General features: G+C 52.9%; 18 protein-coding genes. 5 read left to right on the plus strand and 13 right to left on the minus strand.

The genetic code is table 11. From position 1 onward, the window contains the following. Nucleotides 1–118: 118 nt before the first annotated feature. Nucleotides 119–1,492, plus strand: coding sequence for a glycoside hydrolase family 43 protein (locus C173_RS02160; protein ID WP_036721951.1), 1,374 nt, complete (start codon nt 119–121; stop codon nt 1,490–1,492). 126 nt (nt 1,493–1,618) lie between these two features. Here C173_RS02160 and dnaI read toward each other — a convergent pair whose 3' ends face one another. The 3 genes from dnaI to C173_RS02175 form a co-directional block, all read right to left on the minus strand. Further along, nucleotides 1,619–2,578 carry a primosomal protein DnaI gene (dnaI, locus tag C173_RS02165; RefSeq protein ID WP_036721953.1) on the minus strand — a complete coding sequence of 320 codons (960 nt, stop codon included), beginning with the start codon at nt 2,576–2,578 and terminating at the stop codon, nt 1,619–1,621. Nucleotides 2,579–2,596: 18 nt separating this feature from the next. Further along, nucleotides 2,597–4,147, minus strand: coding sequence for a DnaD domain protein (locus C173_RS02170; RefSeq protein WP_036721956.1), 1,551 nt, complete (start codon nt 4,145–4,147; stop codon nt 2,597–2,599). 180 nt (nt 4,148–4,327) lie between these two features. After that, nucleotides 4,328–4,624, minus strand: coding sequence for a YuiB family protein (locus C173_RS02175; RefSeq protein ID WP_036721959.1), 297 nt, complete (start codon nt 4,622–4,624; stop codon nt 4,328–4,330). A 268-nt stretch (nt 4,625–4,892) separates the two neighbouring features. Here C173_RS02175 and hemQ point away from each other — a divergent pair, with 268 nt between their 5' ends. Then, entirely contained in the window at nt 4,893–5,651 is a 759-nt protein-coding gene (gene hemQ, locus C173_RS02180) for a hydrogen peroxide-dependent heme synthase (RefSeq protein ID WP_036721960.1), read from the plus strand. A 157-nt stretch (nt 5,652–5,808) separates the two neighbouring features. Here hemQ and C173_RS02185 read toward each other — a convergent pair whose 3' ends face one another. Then, complete coding sequence (locus C173_RS02185; protein WP_036721963.1) at nt 5,809–6,087, minus strand: hypothetical protein; 279 nt, start codon at nt 6,085–6,087, stop codon at nt 5,809–5,811. Nucleotide 6,088: 1 nt separating this feature from the next. Further along, nucleotides 6,089–7,282 carry an NAD(P)/FAD-dependent oxidoreductase gene (locus C173_RS02190; protein ID WP_036701637.1) on the minus strand — a complete coding sequence of 398 codons (1,194 nt, stop codon included), beginning with the start codon at nt 7,280–7,282 and terminating at the stop codon, nt 6,089–6,091. 325 nt (nt 7,283–7,607) lie between these two features. Between C173_RS02190 and C173_RS02195 the strand changes: the two genes are divergently transcribed. After that, nucleotides 7,608–8,582, plus strand: coding sequence for an NAD(P)/FAD-dependent oxidoreductase (locus C173_RS02195; RefSeq protein ID WP_036721965.1), 975 nt, complete (start codon nt 7,608–7,610; stop codon nt 8,580–8,582). Between the two features lie 132 nt (nt 8,583–8,714). On the opposite strand, the gene C173_RS02200 is transcribed toward C173_RS02195, so the two are convergent. Continuing rightward, entirely contained in the window at nt 8,715–8,858 is a 144-nt protein-coding gene (locus C173_RS02200; RefSeq protein ID WP_036721967.1) for a sporulation histidine kinase inhibitor Sda, read from the minus strand. Between the two features lie 327 nt (nt 8,859–9,185). Beyond that, on the minus strand, nt 9,186–9,848 hold the full coding sequence (locus C173_RS02205) for a YheC/YheD family protein (RefSeq protein ID WP_036721970.1): 663 nt from the start codon (nt 9,846–9,848) through the stop codon (nt 9,186–9,188). Nucleotides 9,849–10,047: 199 nt separating this feature from the next. Here C173_RS02205 and C173_RS02210 point away from each other — a divergent pair, with 199 nt between their 5' ends. Further along, nucleotides 10,048–10,257 (plus strand): hypothetical protein, encoded by a 210-nt coding sequence (locus tag C173_RS02210; protein WP_036701644.1) that lies wholly within the window; start codon nt 10,048–10,050, stop codon nt 10,255–10,257. A 341-nt stretch (nt 10,258–10,598) separates the two neighbouring features. Continuing rightward, nucleotides 10,599–13,394, plus strand: coding sequence for an O-antigen ligase family protein (locus tag C173_RS02215; protein ID WP_036721972.1), 2,796 nt, complete (start codon nt 10,599–10,601; stop codon nt 13,392–13,394). Between the two features lie 439 nt (nt 13,395–13,833). Here C173_RS02215 and C173_RS02220 read toward each other — a convergent pair whose 3' ends face one another. The 6 genes from C173_RS02220 to C173_RS02245 all read right to left on the minus strand — a co-directional run bounded on the left by C173_RS02220 (nt 13,834) and on the right by C173_RS02245 (nt 18,481). After that, the gene (locus tag C173_RS02220) at nt 13,834–14,385 is read right to left on the minus strand and encodes a GNAT family N-acetyltransferase (protein WP_036721974.1); all 552 of its coding nucleotides are present in this window, start codon (nt 14,383–14,385) and stop codon (nt 13,834–13,836) included. Nucleotides 14,386–14,408: 23 nt separating this feature from the next. Further along, complete coding sequence (locus C173_RS02225) at nt 14,409–14,888, minus strand: DinB family protein (RefSeq protein WP_036721977.1); 480 nt, start codon at nt 14,886–14,888, stop codon at nt 14,409–14,411. Between the two features lie 122 nt (nt 14,889–15,010). Further along, nucleotides 15,011–15,784, minus strand: coding sequence for a VOC family protein (locus C173_RS02230; RefSeq protein WP_036721979.1), 774 nt, complete (start codon nt 15,782–15,784; stop codon nt 15,011–15,013). Next, nucleotides 15,784–16,593: a pyrroline-5-carboxylate reductase gene (gene proC / locus C173_RS02235; protein WP_235191736.1), complete on the minus strand. Its 810-nt coding sequence runs from the start codon at nt 16,591–16,593 to the stop codon at nt 15,784–15,786. Before proC ends, C173_RS02230 begins: the two co-directional genes overlap by 1 nt. Nucleotides 16,594–16,615: 22 nt before the next feature. Next, nucleotides 16,616–17,449 carry a MetQ/NlpA family ABC transporter substrate-binding protein gene (locus C173_RS02240; protein WP_036721985.1) on the minus strand — a complete coding sequence of 278 codons (834 nt, stop codon included), beginning with the start codon at nt 17,447–17,449 and terminating at the stop codon, nt 16,616–16,618. A 12-nt stretch (nt 17,450–17,461) separates the two neighbouring features. Continuing rightward, complete coding sequence (locus C173_RS02245) at nt 17,462–18,481, minus strand: uroporphyrinogen decarboxylase family protein (protein ID WP_036721988.1); 1,020 nt, start codon at nt 18,479–18,481, stop codon at nt 17,462–17,464.

The raw sequence follows: 18,481 nt of genomic DNA on the forward strand, positions 1-18,481 counted from the left end.
AGTAACAATAACATAAATTTACAATTTAATAAAAAGAAAACACATTTTTGTTTCACAGGAGCCATGTTACTCTGTATGCGAAAGCGCTCTTATACCCTATTTTGAGGAGGAAGGAAGAATGAAAAAGCTTGTCAGCCTTGCTGTCGCAGGCTTGTTGGCATCGGCGCTATATTCCCCGGTATCGTTCGCTGACAACCCTGTTGTACAGACCATCTACACGGCAGACCCGGCCCCGCTTGTATACAATGATACGGTCTACCTGTACACCGGACATGACGAAGACAACTCGACCTACTATACGATGAATGATTGGAGGGTCTATTCTTCCAAGGACATGGCGAACTGGACGGATCACGGGTCACCGCTATCTTATAAGGCGTTTAGCTGGTCGAGCGGAGAAGCTTGGGCCAGCCAGGTCATTGAGCGCAACGGCAAATTCTACTTCTATGTCACGGCAAAAAGCACTTCGCTCGGACGGCCCGCCATCGGCGTCGCCGTCTCCAGCAGCCCGACCGGCCCGTTCGTGGACGCTATCGGAGGGCCGCTCGTCTCCAGCAGCTGGGGCGACATCGATCCTACGGTATATGTAGACAGTGACGGCCAGGCCTATCTCTACTGGGGGAATCCAACACTGAAATATGTGAAGCTGAACCCGGATATGATCTCCTACAACCAGAGTACGGGTATTGTCCAGGTGCCTATGACCACAGACAGCTTCGGTGTGCGAAACGGCAATGCCGACAGACCGACCCTCTACGAAGAAGGGCCCTGGTTCTACAAGCGCGGCAGCTTATACTACATGGTCTACGCCGCAAGCGGCATTCCAGAGAATATCGCCTATTCCACCAGCTCTTCGCCTACCGGCCCGTGGAAGTACAGAGGGGTCATTATGCCCACCCAGGGCGGGAGCTTCACGAATCACCCGGGCATCATCGACTTCAAAGGCCGCTCCTATTTCTTTTACCATAATGGCGCCTTGCCTGGAGGGGGCGGCTTCACCCGGTCAGTGGGGGTAGAACAATTCACCTACAACGCGGACGGAAGCTTCCCGGTCATCAACATGACAACCGCCGGGCCGCAGCCCATCGCCACCCTTAACCCCTATGTCAGAACACAAGCCGAGACCAGTGCATGGGCGGCCGGGGTAGAGACCGAGACCACCTCAGATACGGACGGGGGAATGAATGTCGGCTTCATAGATCACGGTGATTATCTCAAAATCAAAAATGTGAACTTCGGCGCTGGAGCCGCAGCCTTCGAGGCCCGGGTAGCGTCAGCAGGCAGCGGCGGTAATATTGAGCTGCGGCTGGACAGTCCGGCAGGAACACTGGTCGGCACCTGTGCAGTGCAGAATACAGGGGGCTGGCAGAGCTGGGTGACCAAGACCTGCACGGTCAGCGGAGCAAGCGGGACTCATGACCTTTACCTGAAATTCACAGGCGGCAGCGGATACTTGTTCAATATCAACTGGTGGAAATTCAGCGCCAGCTAAATCTAAGCGCAGACAAACAGGGGACCCTGGCCAGATGCTGGCGTGGTCCCCTGTTTTAAAATATAGAATTTATATGTTTCACCCGATAACTTATCCGAAGCCGTTTCCACTTGTATTAATAAAAATTCAGTCTCTGGCCCTGCCACGCTGGTTCTCCCCATGCAGCGGGATCACCTCTACGAACGGGGCAATCCGGTCCATCAGCCGCTGACCCTTGTAGAGCTCTTCCCCGTCCTTGCTGGTGATGCTCAGATGCTTCTCCAGCCCATCCAGCGGATAATTCGAGGTATAGAAGGTCGGCTTGCGGTTCATCCGGTAGTTCAGGATCGCTCCGAGCACATGGTCACGCGCCCAGGGATTGAGATTCTCGGCGCCGATGTCATCGAAGATGAGCAGATCACAATTCTTCATCGTATCGACCATTTCCTTCAGCTTCTGGTTGTCCATCATGATCAGCTTCAGTTCCTCGATGAAATCCGGCATATAGACAATCACGCCGCTGTAGCCCGAGATAGCCAGCTCATGGAGCAGATAGCACATCAGGAAGGTTTTGCCGGTCCCGAAGCTGCCCTGCAAATAGATCCCCCGCGAAGTCAGGCCCTCTGCTCGCACAGCTGCTATATAGTCAAATATCTTGTTCACGGCTGAGGCCCGCCGGGGGTCCTTGCCCATAATATCCATCTCATCATATCCGCCGTTCAGCACCCGCTCATCCACATAGAAGCTGCGGATCCGCTTGCGGACATTATCCTGATTATCCTGTGCAATCTTCAGCTTGCACGGTGTCTTGCGTTCGTACAGATCCGTTACACCATTAACCGTCTCTACCGTAAGCTTGCTGTAATGCCCCTGGAAATCATTCGGGCAATTCGCCAGACCCGGGCAGTTCTTACAATGCCGGTCCTCCTCGACATACTGGTACAGACGGCTCAAGTGCAGCCGCAGCCGGGACTCGTCCAGCTCGGGATGCTCAGCCTGAAGCTCCTTGACCAGGGGATGGTTCAGCAGGGTCTGCTCCAGGTCACGGGAGCGCTGGCGCAGAGCGGGGTTGTTCATCGAACGCAGCACTTCGCCCATGGACTCCATCGCTGCACCTCACTTTCTTCAGGGCGTTTTCAGAACGCCTTTTTTCTTGCTGGCCTTGATCTCGGCCGCTTTCTTCATCATCGCCGCGAATTCCTCTTCCGATACGGTTCCGGCGCTGCCGTCATCAAGCACAATCGGAATCTCCTGCTTGCCGGACCGCCCGCCGCTCTTCGTATACGAACGCTGGCGGGCTCCCGCAGAGCCTGTGCCGGAGGAGGCGGAAGCCGCCCCCTTGCCCTTCACCTTCGACTGGTCACGGATATAGCGCACGGCCTTCTCGTAAGTATTCACCTGCTTCACCAGCATATTGGAGGCAATCGCCTCCACGAAGTTGCGGTTCATCCGCTGATCGCCGCCGGAGGCCACCATCGTCATCAGATAATGGATCAGTACATTGATCACTTCGCCGCTGAGCTTATAGTTCAGATCAATCTTCTCGAAAATATCCATCAGCTGGCCCGGAACTGCTCCCGGGAAGAACGTCTGTAGCAGCCGTGTATAAGGCTCGTTGCGCAGCATCATATTATATTGGTGAATGTCGCATTTGGACAGAAATTGCGGAGGCACTTCTACATAGAACTCCATTTCGACAGCCTGCTCCACCGGCACTGCGGAGGGATCACTCTCTTCCTCAGCGGCAGAGCGCAGCGACACTACCTTGGCGGCAGCAATCTCTCTTTTCTCCTGACGCTTCCTATCCTGACGGAAATGCTGGCTCGCCTTGTACTGCAGCGTATCCAGAATCACCTCTCCGTCCGGCGTGAAGACATCATCCTCATCCAGCAGACGGCATACATCCTGCGGGCCAAGCTCGTATTTGCGGGCCACATAATTAATGACACCCATCTGGTTATGGTCAAAACGCAGCTTCTCAACATGCGCACGGTTCACCGATTCACGCGGGAAGCGCAGGATAATATCGCTGTAGGCTATATTTGGCTCAACCGCCTGAGTGGTGCCGGGCTGACGCACGGAGGCTACCTCGGCCAGCGCCTGCTCCAGCTCATAGTCGATCACATGGGTATTCAGTTCAAAAATATCATAAAAGGGCAGTGATATATTCTCTTTCCCGAGCGACCGCCCGCTCCATTCCTCCGGTTCCCGGTGCCAGAACTGCTCACGCAGCGACAGCACAGCGAACTTGCCGATCTTATCCCGGAGCAGCAGCGTCAGATGCTGGGTTGCAAAGAAATCAGCCGGCGACAGCGGCGGCATTAACTCGTATTCGTACATATAATCATCATTCTCCGCGGCATACAGCCGGCAGGTCTGCAGCAGTCCCACCGCCTCCAGCCGGGAAGCCTGGTCTACCATATATTTACGGCCCTTCTCGTTGGGTTCAACGCCCAGGGTCATAAAGAGCCTGCGCTGCTGCTCCACACCGGAGTAACCGATAGATTCAGCCGGAATATGCTCGAACAGCAATCTGTACAGGCTGATGGCGAACGCGCCTACCATTGGCTGATAGACTGAGCCCAGCATACGTCCATCCAGCTGGCTTAGACCGAATTCGCGGGACACGCAGTACCGGTGATGTTCAGTGAAATGATGCAGGTTGCTCATACGCATCTGCGGATACCTCCCCCTCTTCTATACGAATTCATATAGATTTCTATTCTATCACAAAACACCCGGCCGAAAATGTAAAATAAAGATGAATCCTTGGCTCTTCTGGCAGAAAAGAAAAAAACGGCTCCCCCCATTACAGGAGATTAGCCGTTTCTTGTTGTACCGCCCTTCAGGCAGCGCTTAGAACATCTTGTATCCGCCCAGCCGCAGCTTCTGAATGGTCCAGCCGCTCAGCACCGCTCCGGCAAGACCGGCTACCCCGGTAAGATAATCCACAATGTGGAAGGTAGAGAGGTGCTCCCATAAGGACATCGCGCTCCGGTCCCAGATGGAGTAGACCACCACCGGAAGAATGACAATGACGAACAGATAGGCAGGGAACCAGGTAGTCTTCATCAGCATGTTAAGAATGAAGCCAATGCCGAACATCATCACAAAGAATAAAACGGCCAGAACAAACACCGGAATAAAGCCCATCGTACCGCCATCCCCTCTCTCTATAAAGAACCGCACACCTAAGCTTATATAATAGTAAGTTTACTAGAAAAAATGTAGCGAAGCAATGAACATTATCGCGCTTAATACCGGAATTCGCATGAATGGGGGCCTTGGCGTTTGCTCTCTGCCGCCCGCTGCGCTACAATGCAAATAGCACCCGACCTATGTTCATACATATTTAAGGTATGCGGACCAAGAAGATTTTACGCGAGGATATTCCACCGATAACCTATAAGGAGTGAACAACTTGAACGAAGCCGCTTTGACACTGGAAGGCTGGTATGCGCTGCATGACTTCCGCTCACTGAACTGGACAGCCTGGACGGCAGCCGATGACGAGGAACGGGCAGTGGCCCTGGAGGAGCTGCATGCCTTCATGCAGGAGTGGGGACCTGTCGAGGAAGCGAAGGAGGGCAGCACTGCTGTCTATTCCATCGTGGGCCAGAAGGCTGATTTCGTGATGATGTTTCTGAGAGAGAGTCTGGAGGCGCTGAATGCGCTGGAGACCGCTTTTAACAAAATCGCCTTTGCCCAATATACTACGAAGGCTTATTCCTATGTAAGCATCGTTGAGCTCAGCAACTACGCCGCAGGAGGAAGTGCCGGTGACGGCAGCGATCCGATGCTGAACCCGCATGTCGCTGCCCGGCTGAAGCCTGTACTGCCGCAAATGAAGCATATCTGCTTCTACCCGATGAACAAGAAGCGTGAGCTTGCCGACAACTGGTACATGCTGGATATGGAGAAACGCCGGGAGCTGATGTATTCGCACGGCCTGATCGGACGAAGCTATGCCGGCAAGGTGAAGCAGATCATCACCGGCTCCGTCGGCTTCGATGACTGGGAGTGGGGCGTGACTCTGTTCGCCGAGGATGCCCTGCAGTTCAAGAAGCTCGTCTACGAGATGCGCTTCGATGAAGTCAGCGCCCGCTACGGAGAGTTCGGCCCCTTCTATGTCGGCAACCTGCTGAACGAAGAATCGTTCGAGGAGATGCTGAAGCTGTAACAGCATAAACGCAAATAGACCGCCACCTCAGCAGAGGTATGCGGTCTATTTCTTGACTACTTTTCCGAAAGCCGCCGCCCTTAAAAGCGGCTATTGCACCCGAGAGCCGTGTTGCAAGCACGGCTCTCTTTGCATTGTACGTCTTTTCTACCTCCACTTATGCCGAAGGTTCCTTATCGTCCTCTTTGTCTTCGTCTTCGTCCCCGTCACGCAGACTCTCCAGATATTCAGCCGTCGCCCGGTCACGCGCGCGGCCCTTATCCTTCAGGCGTTCGATAGCCGGGAGAATGAGAATATCGATTTCCTTCTGGATATTGTAGGCCAAATCATACCGCGTCTGATCCTCCAGATAAGAGCCTACCTCAATCAGAGCATTATAGCGGTCCAGCTCCTCGCGCGTCAGCAGTCCGCGTACTTGCACGCTGCAGTGGCGCATCTTAGAGGAATCTTCCTTTTTTGAGCACGAGCGGGATGCCGCCGATGATGAGCAGGTAGCGCATATCGACAACCTTCTTCAGTTGCGCTGCCTTCCAGCCTTTGTACGTCTTCTCGCCGACTACGGCAATTCCCTGGCCCTTACCAAGTGAAGCTACGGTCCCCTTGTTGCTGAAGGCGAATTTCTTCGGCTGCTGGCTGCGGATGGCCGCTACTAGATTATGCGCACAGCATTCTCCCTGCTGCATTGCAATCTGTGCCGTCGGCGGGTAAGGACGCCCTTCCGGATTAATCATGAGGGAGCCGTCACCAATGATGAAGATGTTCTCATGTCCCGGAGCCCGCAGATATTCGTCTACCTTCACCCGTCCGCGCATCGCTTCGAAGCCGGCAGCCTCGATCAGACGGTTCCCGCGGATACCGCCGGTCCATACAATGGTGGATGCCTTGATCTCTTCACCCGTGGCCAGAATCACGCCGCCAGGCAGGCATTCCTTGATCGCTACGCCCATCTTGAAGGTTACCCCCTTCTTGGTGAGTACGGTCATGGCGTGCTCCACCAGCTCAGGCGCGAACCCCGGCAGAGCCGTAGGCGCAGCTTCTATATTATAGATGTTGACCATGCTTGGATCGACATCAAATTCTTTGCATAGTGCAGGAATCCGGTCAGCCAGCTCCGCAACAAATTCAATCCCGCTGAAGCCCGCGCCGCCAATGACGAAGTTGATATGCTCCTGTGCATTATTCTCATTCTTATATTTGGCGAACTGGTACTGGATATGCTCCCGGATCAGCCGCACAGAGTTGATGCTGCGGATGGTCAGCGCATATTTGTCGAGTCCCGGAATCCCGAACGTTTCAGGCTCACCGCCAAGGGCAATCACGAGGTAATCATACGAGAGCGTTCCGTCCTCCAGAATAACCTTCTTCTGCTGGGTGCGGATCTCCTGCACCGAGGATTTGACAAGATCGATCTTGAACTCATCGATTAATTTGGAGATAGACACGCGTGTATGCTCGATGCTGTCCGTGCCCGCTGCAGGCATATGCAGATGGGTCGTGAAATAGTGATATTCATGGCGGTTAACCAGGGTTACATCGGCTTCATTATAATTCAAAGCTTTCTGCAGCCGCTGGGCGGTCAAAATCCCTCCATACCCCGCGCCTAGAATAACGATTTTGGGAATACTGCTCATGTTCCGGCTCCTTCCAACAGGTGAATCTGTCTATGTGTTATTTTTTGTAAAAAAATCAGGTTTCTTTTGTGAATTTATACACTTAAATTCAGAAGAATTTCCAATAAAACTTAAAGGATTTCTAAAATAACCATATCCATTGTAAACCTTAGTATCGTTTTAATCAAATATAATCATACAACAAAATGTCACACTTTTTCTTTGAAATCAAGGCCTTTGCAGGCAGGTGAGACTATGTTTATAATGAGTAGGTACGCTTGTATGGCAAATTGAAACTATCAACTCGGAGGTGTAATATTACGTGACATTAGAGCAAACCGTTCCTATGAGCGATCTGCTGATTATAGGCGGAGGACCAGCCGGTATGTTTGCCGCATTTTACGGCGGTATGCGCCAGGCTTCAGTAACCCTTATTGAGAGTATGCCCCAACTCGGAGGGCAGCTTGCTGCTCTGTATCCTGAGAAATATATTTACGATGTCGCCGGCTTCCCCAAAATTACCGCACAGGAGCTGGTGGACAACCTCTCCCGGCAGATGGAGCTGTTCCAGTCCGATATCCGTCTGGAGGAGAAGGTCGTATCGGTTGTGAAGCAGGGTGAGCGCCATTTCACCGTCACCACCGACAAGGCTGAATATCACAGCAAAGCCGTTATCATCACGGGAGGCGTAGGCGCATTTGAGCCGCGGCGTCTGGAGGTACCGGATGCACAGCGCTTCGAGAAAGCCAACCTGCATTATTTCGTAAATGATCTGAATGCTTATAAGGATAAAAAGGTGCTGATCAGCGGCGGCGGCGATTCCGCTGTGGACTGGGCGCTGATGCTGGAGCCGATCGCTGAACAGGTAACCCTGATTCACCGCCGCGATAAATTCCGTGCGCATGAGCATAGTGTAGAGAATCTGATGGCCTCTAAGGTAAATGTGATTACGCCGTCCGAGATCACTGAGCTTCACGGTGAAGAATTCATTACCAAGGTCACCTTGTCCCATATCAAGACCAAGGAAACTCAAGAAATCGAAGTAGACAGCGTTATTGTCAATTTCGGCTTTGTCTCCTCTCTGGGCCCGATTGCCGAGTGGGGAATCGACATTGAGGGCAACTCTATTGTAGTTGACTCCCGCATGGAGACCAGCATTCCAGGAATCTTCGCCGCTGGCGATATCACGACTTATCCGGGCAAGCTGAAGCTGATCGCTGTAGGATTCGGAGAAGCGCCAACAGCAGTCAATAACGCCAAGGTGTATATTGATCCGGATGCGAAGCTGTCTCCGGGACACAGCAGTAACCTTAAGCTCTAGGTTGTTTATAACCTTATAGCCATAATAAAAGGGTATCCTTTCAGGTTGATTCCACCTCAACTTGAAAAGATACCCTATTCCTTGATGCTTGCGGTTTAAAGAAGTCCAATGCTGCAGGATGTGCTCTGATCTTTAATGCAGAACCGCATGGTCTGGAGAGTGTAAGTTCCGTTTGCGAATTTCAGCGAGAAGCAGGGCGATGAAATCATGCTCCAAATGCAGCTCTATTGCTCTGTGATAAGAGTCAAGCAGCATCTCATCCGACAATTCAACCATAACGTTCACCTACCTTTCCTTTATTTGGATCTGAATCTATCATAGCAAACTATCATTTTTCGAACAAGCGTTCTCATTATCCACAAGCTGCTGTGGAAATCCTGTGTATAATATGTGAGTAAGGGTTATAATGTCAGCAATTGCGCAGTGGACTATGGGGATAACAGTTATGCACAGGGCTGAAACCTGACATCTCCACACAAAAACTTTTTTAGAATGTTCATAATTGGCTGGGATATTTCTTGTTGTATTACCTCTGAATCTAAACAACTAAACGCAATATTATCCTATTACTGTATTTATCGTCAAATATAAAAATTTTATTAATTATTTTGGTCTTGTATTTACTTCCAGAATCCAAATCTTCCCCCGATGATCTACAGCATAGTCGAAGCCCAGTTCACCGATCCCCGGAAAATGCCGCTCCAGCAGCTCGGTACAGATTAGGGTCAGCCTGCGCATTTCCGCCTTTTTGGATGAGGTCCCCACTCTTGGCAATGATCTTCGCAGTCCCTGGCGGCAGCTGAGCATCGTACCTCCTTTGCAGAGATTCGTAACGAACAATCCCGGCCGGGCGACTCTCCCTACCATAGATCGGAACTCCCAGTGCTCGCCGTTCTTCACTACTTTGACCCGGTAATCAATCGGACGCCCGGAGATCCGTGCAAGGGAAATTCCCTGCTGGATCAAATATTTCCGTTTCACCTTGAATCTGTCCAGTGCCTGGCGCATGGAAGTAAAGTCTCCATAGATACGTGTGCTCTGCATATACGTGAAGCCATACCCCCTATGATCCCGGAACACCTTGATGACACCATATCCTCCTCCGCCTACAACCGGCTTGATGACAACATTGCCGTATCTTCCAAGCATCGCGGACAATCCGGCAGCACTATATTCCCGCGTTCTCGGAATGTAACCGGCAACCCGTGAATCGCTAAGCAGCGCCGCCGTCTTCAGCAGCTTGCTTGCCAGTTCTCTCCCCGCCATTATTTGCCCTCTCCTTTCGCATTCCCAGCCTACCCTATAGATTACTCACGAAAGGCCGTGCCCTCCTGTATGATTGTCCGTGGTATAGCAGGCCACAGCAAAAAAGGGCATATGGCTGCGGGGCCTTATGTCCCTGATTCATTTGACTGGAAAATCATTAAAATTCGTTGTATTATTGCCTGAAAGGGAGGGTTTCCTAATGGCTGAGTTTTTTGAAATCCTGTATTGGTTTGCGATGATCGGCATGTCTGTTGTACTGGCAGGAACGACAATACTCGTCTGTGCGCTTGGCTTCAAATTCATCAAGGACCGGCGCAGAGTGCTCGGTGCCGGCTGCATCGCCTTTTCCCTGGGGGCCTCCGCCCTGATCGTGTTCATGATTAACCTGAAATTTATTATCCCCGCCTGAAGCTTGTTCCCGGCAGCAGTGACCCAGGATGCGGATTGCGCGTTCCCCTGCCGTCATTGCTGCCTTCGGGCGGAACTCTTAAGCGTCCATTCTTACATGAATCATAGATTCGCTCCGTTACCTTATTCTATGAAAACTGCGTCAGGCTGGCCTGTGCGGACAGACTGCTTCATTCGCTGAGCAGGTTCCGGCCTATTCCCCACTTTTTCGTTCCCTCCCTCTCCCGCAAGACATCCAATCTTTGAAATTTCCGTTCAGACAACAACTTTTTCACTTTATATCCGTAATATGTATGTGCAATAAATTGGAAGACCTACTATTTTGAAAAAGGAGATTCTATCGTGTCGAAACCTGTGTACGGAAAACAGGCGGCTTCTGTCAAAGCTACGGACAAGCTTTCAGGGGCAGCTTGGATGATTTGCGTTGCGTTCCTGCTGTTTTTTGGCTGGGCCGCTTTTCAGATCGGATTGTTCAACGGAATGAGGGCGGAGTTCGAGAAGCCTATCTATGTAGCTGCATTGGTGAGCGGGCTTCTGATGCTGGCCTCTGCGATCCTGTATCTCAGAACCTTCAAGCTGGAGAGTCAGCGTGACCTGCTCACTGCTGCTGCCATTCTGCTTCCCGTAACCTATGCCCTGTCGCTATTCGGCGCAGCTTCCCGGTACTCGGCGATGAACATGCTGTTCACCCAGTTCACCTATGCCGCAGTCTTCATCATCAGCATCCTTCTGCTCCGGCACAAGCGGCTCAATTCCGCCGTCCAGCATAGCGTGCTTACCCTCGCTTACCTGATCGTAGGCTTCGGACTGCTCAACTGGCTCGGAAGCTGGAAGCTGGCTGGCAGCCTGGTGGGCTGGTTCTCAGAGACCGTAATTAACGGCAGGTATAACGATGCCGTTATGACTGATTCGAACGGCCTGCGCCTGACTTCCATTTTTCAGTATGCCAATACATATGCAGCCTTCCTGATGGCGTTTCTGTTCGTGGCCGTCTTCGCGCTGATCCGCTCCCGCAAATGGGCCGGACAGCTGTTGCACGGCTTCATGCTGGTGCCAATCATCGTCTCGCTGCTGCTTACCTTATCCCGTGGCGGACTCGTGCTGCTGCCGGTAGTATTCATCCTCCTGCTGCTCTTCCTGAAGCCTGTGCAGCAGATTCTGTGGATTGTCCATCTCGCCATTGCCGGCCTATTCTCTCTGCTGATTACCAGCCCGGTCACACGGCTGGGCCTGGAGCTGAATACGGAGTTCACCTCGTCCTCTGCCCTTAAAGGCTGGGGCTATCTGCTGGGAGCATCTGCCTGTGCAGGCGTGCTCTGTCTGGTGGTTCAGCGTTACCTGGCACCTTATCTGAGCCGCAAGCTTGACAGACTAGAATCACGCCGCATGAGCGGATTGTGGATTCCAGCCGTCTCTGTGGCTGGCGTCGCGATCATCGCCTTCCTGTTCATCGGCACCAGCGCGCGTAATATTCTCCCGGCGAATATCGGAACACGGCTGGAGAATATCAACTTCAGGCAGCACAGTGTCCTGGAGCGTTTTACCTTTTACGAGGATGCCATGAAGGTCGTCAAGGATTACCCGGTACTGGGCGCGGGCGGCGGCGGCTGGGCTACACTCTACGAGCATTATCAGAACAACCCTTATCTGAGCCGCCAGGCGCATAACTTTTTCCTGCAATATCTGATTGAAGTCGGCATTGTCGGCTTTCTGGTGTTCATGGGCTTCATTCTATTCATCTTCTACAAGTTCAGCAGAGGATATCTGAAACGGGAGACCGATGACTATAACAACGGATTCTTCTATCTCATTATCGCCTTGTCCATTCTCGTTCACAGCCTGCTGGATTTCAACCTCAGTTATGCGTTCATGGGTATGCTCGTCTTCCTCTCTCTGGGGGGAATGGCTGTGGCCATGGAGAGCAAGCCGCTCCGCTTTACGTGGAACAAGCTGTGGATCAGAGCTGGCTATTTCATAGTACTCGGAGTCGGCACAGGCTACCTGCTCTTCCTGTCTCTAGGGTACATCCGGTCAAGCTCTGAGGCTTATGCCGCCAAGAAGCTGATCCAAGTGAGCCAGTCCTATGAGGAGATCAAGGCTCCTTTGGTAAAAGCACTCAACATCCGCCCCTACCACCCCGAATCCGCTATGTACTTGTCCTTGCTGGATCAGAAGGTGTATGAGCAGACCAAGAACGAGCAGTTCCTGGACGAGGCCTATGCGGTATTGACCCGTGCGCTGAAGGATGAGCCGTCCAACAAAGAGCTGCTGACCCAGCTCGCAGGCTACTATGACCTGAAGGGCGAGAGCGATGCGGCCTATCAGGTCTACCTGGACAACGCGGACAAGTTCATGTGGGATATCAACTGGTATGCCCAGTTCATCAGCCGGGCTTCACTCCTTGGACAGCAAGCTTATTCCAAGCAGGATGAAGCCGGGCAACAGACGTATTTCGCTTCCGCACTTGCTGCCTACAGACATGTAACGGACGGTATAGCGCATCTAAAAAGCCTCCCTCCTGAGCAGCTTCAGGGCCGTGAATTCTTCGTCACACCTACAATTGGCCTAAGCGCAGGGAGAGTACAATTCCTGTCCGGGGACAAGGACGCGGCTGCCGCAGCTGTGAAGCAGGGCTTCACGGGCGGATACGAGGATCTGACCGACAGCGAAAGCCTGTGGACGACCGCCTGGTACAGCGGAGTGATTGCCCGGTCGCAGGAGCTGGGAGCCGCAGCCCTGAAGCGGTCGCAGGAAGCTGCGGCCGAGGGCAAGCTGGAGATCAAGGACCAAGAGACACTTAACAAGCAGCGGTATTTCAAAACTGGGCTGGATGCGTATACTTACGCCATTGCAGACCGGGATGCGAAGCAGCAGGATGTCACCGTCACGCCGGAACTGCTGCTGAACACCGCGAAGATCCAGTACATGTCGCAGGACATGCAGGCCGCAGAAGCCACACTGAAGCAAGGTCTCAGTGGGGACTACAGCAACCCTGTCAACCGTGAGCTTGCCCGGTGGCTGCTGGCCGTTCAACAGAGACTGCAAAGCGCCCAGGATCAGGCGGTCTATCAGAAGCTGATCGCTGCTGATCCTGAGGAAGCGGCGAGGATTAATGAAGTGGCGGGAATGCCGCTGTAACCATACAGTATCACTTGTGACTTCAAGAACAGCAAAGAGCGCCTGCCTGCGGCAGTGCGCTTTTTGCTGTGTACGGGGGCTGAACCGCTATGTTATGCCCATTGGCAACTGACAACTGCGCTCCCATGTGCCTCCTTAATTTTGCTAGTAGTCCATCAGAATTAAACAAGTGATTTCATTCCATAAATGTGGTAAGGAATGAAGCCGTGTTCGTAGCGAAAAAACTGGGATAAGTGTATTCTGCGCAACTAAAAACAGTGAAACGGGTGAACTTCCTCTTCTAATTGTAGTCTGTACAACTAAATTTGCCCGGATGGGCGAAAATCCAGGTATAGGGGCATTTTAATTGCACGAACTACATCTAAACTGAGATTTGGCGGCACATCGGACGATTTAGTTGTACGAATTGCAATTAAGCCTGCAGCTGCACCTTTCAACCCTACAGCCCGGCACGCGGGTGCAGCCCCCTATACTCCTCCTCCAGAATCGAATATTGGTAGGAGTCCATCCACTTCTCTTTATGATACATATGTCCTCTAAGATGCCCTTCGTATGTCATGCCAAGCTTCTGCATCACACGCGCGGAACCGATATTCCCGGGACGGCAGGTGGCATAGATCCGGTGAAGCTCCAGCTTATGAAAGCCCAAGTCCAGCAGTGCAGCGGCAGCCTCAGTAGCATATCCCTGTCCCCAGTACAGCCTGTTGTAGCAATAGCCGATCTCCCCTTGCCCTGTTCCGGTAATATGCAGGCCGCAGCCGCCGATCAGCAGCCCGTTCTCCTTCAGAACTACCGCGTACTCGAAGCCCTGGCGCGGCTCCTCCTGCTGCAATTCCAGCGTATGGCGGATATATTCGCGGGTATCCTCCAGTGAATTGGGCCCCCATATCGAATGTGTCACTACAGCCGGATCGGACGCATACTCGTGTACCTGCCCTATATCCTCTGGAGTGAACTCTCTGATGATCAGACGTCTGGTCTCAAATTCCATATCTCTGCGGCCTCCTTACTCTTTTATTTGTCAAATAGCCCTCTGCCAATCAAGTTAGCCGTAACCGGCGGCTTGCCAATCTCCCGTGCCCATACCGAAAGCTGGCCGATATGATGGATCTCATGGGCGATCACATGCCGCATCACTTCCCCGTAGGGGTGGGGCTCGCGTTCCCCTTCATCCGTAATATCAACCATAATCCGGTCTTCCAGCTCATCCGACCAGCCGTAGACAAACGGAGCCAGCTCCGCATGGCAGCGGGCGGAGAAATCCTGCACAAGCTCCAGGCTGGCGATTTCCCCGAATGCTGGAATTTCAATGGCTCTCTCCTGAATGCCGCCGCAGATCCAGCCGTATTCAACCGCTACAATGTGATACAACGTGGGCAGGATATAGCCTAAGCCCCCGGTGCGCGGCTTCATCAATTCGTCCCTGTCCACCCCGCTGCACCAGTTGAACCAATCCTGGCGCACTTTCCAGTTATACTCAAATAGCTTCTGCATCCGCCACCTCCATTCTCCATATATTCCCTTACTCCATTCTTGTGTCACACTTTAACATAAAACAGGACAGGCCCGCTACCGCTAATTGCGGCAACAGCCTGTCCCCTAAGCTTGTCCTGCATTTATTCAAACACGTACTCGCCTTCGCCAACAGTCAGCGTCTGTCCCTTCAGCTGAGGGGAGTCCGTGCGGAACACGATCCGGCTGAGCCGGTTCTCCTCCCCTGGCGTGAATTCAAACGTCTGATCTCCGGCCTTAAGGCTGTAGCTGCCATCCGAACCATCCGCAGGTGCGCTCACCGGAAGACCAAACAGTTCACTCCAGTGGCTGGCGGCAGCGGCCGGATCGCTGACCCGGAAGCATGCACTGACGACCTCCACGTGGCCTGCAGGGTGAGGACGGTTGATTCCTGCACTGTTCAGACTAGCCAGCCGCTGATCATCCCTCTCGTTCCACTGAATAATGAACGGATAGGGCAGTCCCTGGAAGTCACCGTCAATGGTCATCATCCGCCACTCGATCCACCGGCCCTGATCATCCAGACGGCGGCCGTCAATGACCGGCGACAATAACAACCCCGCTTGCCTCAGCGTTGCCTCAACAGCTTCAATATCATCCGTGCGCAGCACCACCCGGCTAAGCACTTCATGCTCCGGCAAAAGCGTGACGGCATCCCGCACCACCACATTATGCTTGGTCGCCCGTGCCAGCTCCAGGTTCTCGATGCCGAGGAACTCCAGGTAGGTGAGCCCGAAATAACTGAGGGCGTTATACGTTCCCCAATCCTTATGCGATCCGCCCCGGAAGGCTGTTAGTCCATGCTCCGCGAAGAGCTGAACCGGCTGGTCCAGATCATTCACATAATGTACAAGGTGATCCCATTTCAGTACGGCCATTACTTCTTCACTCCCAGCTCCGTGGTCCGCTTCACCGCGGCCAGTACACTCCGCTGCAATCCGGCAGCGAAATCACTGTTGTTCAGCTCATACAAGCCGTGCATACCGACGCCGCCAGGCGAGTTGTTGATGTCCAGCAGTTGTCTTGGATGCAGTCCGGTCTGCTGTAGCATAGCCACCGCTCCCAGCATATTCTCCAGCGCCACCTTCCAGGCTTGCTCCCGCGGCAGTCCGGCAAGAACTCCGGCATCCGTGAACGACTCAATGAAATAATAGATGTAGTTCGGTCCGGCTACCCCGAAGCCTGTGAAGATATCAATATAGGATTCCTCCAGAACCTGCACCTTGCCGAAGCCCAGCAGAAATGCTTCTACCTGCTCCAGAGAAGCGGCAGCATTCAGAGCTACACCGCTGTATCCATAACCGGTATCGGTCAAGGTATTCGGGATCACCCGGACAATAGGACGTTCTGCTCCGAAATAATCTCCAAGCTGGGCAATCGTTACCCCCGCTACAATCGATACAATGACCGCAGACGGTGAGGCAGATTGCTGGATCAGAGTTCCAAGTGCAGCCAAATTATCCTGCGGGCGAACAGCGATGACGATCAGTTCGGCGGCGGAGAGGCCCTCTTCCTGCGTGCTCTCCGTGTATACGTTATATTTGGTTTTTAGAAGCTCAAGCCGGCCCTCATTAATATCTGACACACTGATCTGTCCGGCAGCCAGCGTGCCTCCTGCCAGGCAGGCCCGGATGATCGCTTCCGCCATCTGCCCGCCGCCAATGAAATGAATCTTGCCTTTTGACACTTCCATTCACTCCCTGATTAGATTAGTTGTTAGCCCAGGCTTCCGGCAGAATGAACCCGGCATATTTCTCTTGTCCGAGGATATATTCCTCGAACTCTTTGGATTCATAGGCAGCCTTCAGATCCTTGGCCCACTGGGTATCCTGGTCCTTCTTGTTCACCGATACGATGATTCTGTGCTGCATAGGCGTATTCTCAATCTTCAGCGCATCTGTAATCTTGCGGTCGGGAGCGTTAGCGATATAATTCCCGTTCACTACACCATAATCAACGTCCTGCAGCGAGACCAGAATCTGTGCCGGGTCCAGCACTTTCAGGTCAATCTTGAACTTGTCCGGCTCCACGCTGTTGACATTGAAGTCCGCTACCCCGGCGCCCTCTTTGATCTTGACCCAACCCAGCTCCTCTAGAATCCGCAGCGCACGCTCCTGATTAACCGGGTCGTTCGGAATCGCGACGGTAGTGCCGTCCTTCACATCGTCAAGCGTCGTGTGGTTAACCGAGTACAGCCCCTGCGGTGCACCTGGAACATAAGCAATGCCTACCATATCGGCGCCAATTTCCTTATTGATCGCATCCATATAGGCCGTACTCTGGAAGATACTCGCGTCAATCGAGCCTTCCTTCATGGCCGGGTTGACCTGCATATTCTGCGAGAAGGTTTTGATATCTACAGTATACCCTTTTCCTTCCAGGATCGGGAGAATGGATTGCCGGAACTGCTCCTCATACGTACCTACGCCGAATCCGACTGTGATTTCCTTCTTGTCCCCGGAGCTTGCCGCTTCCTTATTGTTACCGCAAGCCGCCAGCACCGCCATCGAACTAATCAGTAGAACCGCCAGTAATTTTCTCATCACTCTCATCCCCTATCCTAATACTGTGTTTTTAAAATGCACTAATGCCTCGTCTGTAACCGTCAGCGGAATGGCGCAGTTGGGCGACAGAATAAACGGCTGCCCCTTCATCTTGGCCATGGCTTCCTTAGCCTGCTGTTCAATCTGCTCCAGATGATTTCCGGCAAACAGCCCGTGATCCACTCCGCCCACCTTCGTAGCCTTGAGACCGGCGTCCAGCCCGGGATTGCCTTCGGCTACCGTATCCCAGCTGATCCCGTCAATCCGGTAATCATTGAATTTCTCAGGCTGGGCATGAGCGCCGCAGGTATGTAAAATATTCTTGCCATAGCTCGCCGCCTCCAGCACGATGGAATCATACGGTCTCGACAGCTCATCGAACATCGCTTCATCAAATAAGCCGGGGTGGGCTGTGCCTGTCACCGCATAGAACAGTCCATCTGATCCCGCCTGCCGCAGCTCCTGCACATAATCGGCCAAGGTTAAAGCAATCGCATGCAGGGCATGATGCGCAGCGGCACGGTGTTCCTTGAAGAGCGATTCCAGCGTCACCGGCTGCTCAATCCCGAATACGGTCTCCGTAACATAAGCAGAACGTCCTACTATGAACAGCAATACCGTGAGCGGTGAGAATACCGTCTGAATCAGCGGCGTATCCGGCAAGCCCTGGCGGATCTTCCTTACCGCCTCCAGATGCTCCAGCAGCGAAGGGGTTTGTGCGGCTTTTTTCACCTCAAGATCCCAGAGATTCGCGGCTGCCGGAACTGCCGTAGTCAGCTGTCTCGGAAATACCGTCCGGTAATCTGCGAAGTTATACTCATTTCCCCAGGCTTCCGCCAGATAGGTCGCTCTCGGGTTGATTTTCACCCAGTCCCAATCATATTTCTCCGTAAAAGAAATCGTAGACGACGCCAAGTCCTCAGCGTTCTGCTCCTTGTCAATAAAGTGGCGCCATCCGCTGATCATCGGCCGGTCCGCAAGTTCCCCGGATAAGATCGCCTGAAAACGCTCCTGCTTGCTCCATACACTCAT

Origin of the sequence: Paenibacillus sp. FSL R7-277, from assembly GCF_000517965.1 — a bacterium.
In the GTDB taxonomy this organism is placed as follows: Bacteria; Bacillota; Bacilli; order Paenibacillales; family Paenibacillaceae; genus Paenibacillus_AQ; species Paenibacillus_AQ silagei.

Coding starts and splice junctions, on each gene's coding strand:
- C173_RS02240 (WP_036721985.1), bottom strand. CDS start 17,449: ATGAGAAAATTACTGGCGGTTCTACTGATTAGTTCGATGGCGGTGCTG.
- C173_RS02210 (WP_036701644.1), top strand. CDS start 10,048: ATGGCTGAGTTTTTTGAAATCCTGTATTGGTTTGCGATGATCGGCATG.
- C173_RS02220 (WP_036721974.1), bottom strand. CDS start 14,385: ATGGAATTTGAGACCAGACGTCTGATCATCAGAGAGTTCACTCCAGAG.
- dnaI (WP_036721953.1), bottom strand. CDS start 2,578: ATGGAGTCCATGGGCGAAGTGCTGCGTTCGATGAACAACCCCGCTCTG.
- C173_RS02200 (WP_036721967.1), bottom strand. CDS start 8,858: ATGGTTGAATTGTCGGATGAGATGCTGCTTGACTCTTATCACAGAGCA.
- C173_RS02230 (WP_036721979.1), bottom strand. CDS start 15,784: ATGGCCGTACTGAAATGGGATCACCTTGTACATTATGTGAATGATCTG.
- C173_RS02225 (WP_036721977.1), bottom strand. CDS start 14,888: ATGCAGAAGCTATTTGAGTATAACTGGAAAGTGCGCCAGGATTGGTTC.
- C173_RS02195 (WP_036721965.1), top strand. CDS start 7,608: ATGAGCGATCTGCTGATTATAGGCGGAGGACCAGCCGGTATGTTTGCC.
- C173_RS02190 (WP_036701637.1), bottom strand. CDS start 7,282: ATGAGCAGTATTCCCAAAATCGTTATTCTAGGCGCGGGGTATGGAGGG.
- C173_RS02160 (WP_036721951.1), top strand. CDS start 119: ATGAAAAAGCTTGTCAGCCTTGCTGTCGCAGGCTTGTTGGCATCGGCG.
- C173_RS02170 (WP_036721956.1), bottom strand. CDS start 4,147: ATGCGTATGAGCAACCTGCATCATTTCACTGAACATCACCGGTACTGC.
- C173_RS02175 (WP_036721959.1), bottom strand. CDS start 4,624: ATGGGCTTTATTCCGGTGTTTGTTCTGGCCGTTTTATTCTTTGTGATG.
- C173_RS02205 (WP_036721970.1), bottom strand. CDS start 9,848: ATGGCGGGGAGAGAACTGGCAAGCAAGCTGCTGAAGACGGCGGCGCTG.
- C173_RS02245 (WP_036721988.1), bottom strand. CDS start 18,481: ATGAGTGTATGGAGCAAGCAGGAGCGTTTTCAGGCGATCTTATCCGGG.
- C173_RS02185 (WP_036721963.1), bottom strand. CDS start 6,087: ATGCGCCACTGCAGCGTGCAAGTACGCGGACTGCTGACGCGCGAGGAG.